A 1,882-nucleotide genomic window follows, 5' to 3' on the forward strand; every position below is an offset into this window, starting at 1 on the left:
AAGGTGTGCTGTGAATGGCCAACAATCGTAGGTTGGCCAATGCTGTATAAAAGATGATGGTAGGTCCATCAGTATCGGCTTTCAAGAGCAGGTACTAAACCGCCCCTCGGTGCTTGGATAGTAATTGAGAGGTGCTGAACAGTAAGGGGAAAAGGCTGTCCAGAACAGTCAGGTACGAGTTAGAGAGGCAAACGGAAGTGAACCTGTGATGAAGCTGTGAGATAGTGGCTATACTTTGTCAAAAGCTTGTATTCTTTGCTACAAGTGAAAAGCTGTAACGGGTGCTTGATTATTGGTTACAGGGCAAACGCAGTTGAGCAGGTGCGAATCTAATTCAGGCTTTTATACGGAACTCAGGAAGTCCTTATAGAATGCAAAGAGAACGGCACAAGTGGGAAGTACCCACGAGGCTTACAGTATCGATGTTTACAAGGATGACGGATGCTGTTGTAGTAGCGATGAAGTGTTTGTAATGAGCATGGAGCGAAGGACGGCAGACATACAGTTTCAAGTAAGTAAACAACTTGAGAAATTAAGGATGACAGATTTATTTGGAACAAGATCAAAACCGATTCCGATAACCAAAGACATGGTCAGGGAAGCGTATCGCAAAGTCAGGGCAAACAAAGGCAGTTCAGGGGTAGATGAGATATCATTGAAAACATTTGATGAGAATCTATCAAAGAACCTGTACAAGATTTGGAACCGAATGGCGAGCGGAAGCTACTTTCCCAAGCCCGTGAAAGAGGTTGTCATACCCAAGAGCAATGGGGGCGAACGAAAATTGGGTATTCCGAGCATCAGCGACAGGATAGCCCAAGAAGTAGTGAAAACCTATCTCGAACCACGATTAGAAGCAGAGTTTCTACCCCAATCGTATGGGTACAGGCCACACAAATCGGCACATCAGGCATTGGAAGAAGTACAAACCAACGTACGCCTCTATGCCTGGGTCATCGATATGGACATTAAAAGTTTTTTTGACGAAGTCAATCACGAACTATTGATGAAAGCCATAGAGAAGCACGTGCCGGAAAAGTGGTTAAAGATGTACATCAAACGATGGTTGGAAACACCCGTACAAACCAAAGAAGGTCTGGTTCACAAACAAGGGCAAGGTACACCACAAGGTGGAGTCATCAGTCCTTTGTTGGCCAATTTGTTCCTGCATTATGTGCTGGACAAATGGATAGAAAAGACCTTTCCCACCGTAAAATTTGTACGCTACGCCGATGATGTGGTGGTACATTGTAAAAGCGAAAACCAAAGTCATTATGTTTTGGAAGGCATCAGGCGAAGATTGAATGAGTGCAAACTTCGGTTAAGTGAAGAGAAGACCAAGATAACCTATTGCCAAGACTACCGCCGTGAAAAACGGAAGGACTACCCGAAGAAGTTTGATTTTCTAGGGCACACGTTCAAGCCTATGTCAAAGAAGAGCAATAGGAATACAGGGGTTTTCTTGGGCTTTGATTGCCAAATGAGCATGAAGTCACGCAGCCGTATCATCGAATCCTGGAAGGAGATGAGATTTCACAGAGAGAGCACATGGACAATCCAAAATATTGCCAAATTGATAAACAGTAAATCAAGAGGATTGATCAATTATTTTGGTAAGATGGAAAAACGGATGTTGGAAAGACTATTCCGATATTTGGACTATCGCATTGCAAAATGGGTAAAGAACAAGTTTAAGAGATTACGAAGTTACCAAAAAGCATTCAATTGGTTGCGAGACATCAGGTTAAGCTATCCCAATATGTTTGTACATTGGTCAATCAGTAAAATCTGAATGATAGTATGTCAAGAGCCGTGTGAGTCGAGAGGTTCACGCACGGTTCTGTGAGAGGCTTGAGCTGAAATGCCCTTGCCTACTTGACCG

General features: G+C 43.5%; 1 protein-coding gene. It reads left to right on the forward strand.

Features of this window, described 5'->3' with window-relative positions:
- Positions 1-391 precede the first annotated feature (391 nt).
- Positions 392-1,792 (forward strand): group II intron reverse transcriptase/maturase, encoded by a 1,401-nt coding sequence (gene ltrA, locus ACFFIP_RS17795; protein WP_382389112.1) that lies wholly within the window; start codon positions 392-394, stop codon positions 1,790-1,792.
- Positions 1,793-1,882 lie beyond the last annotated feature (90 nt).

Origin of the sequence: Fontibacter flavus (genome assembly GCF_042432905.1) — a bacterium.
Taxonomy (GTDB): Bacteria; Bacteroidota; Bacteroidia; order Cytophagales; family Cyclobacteriaceae; genus Fontibacter; species Fontibacter flavus.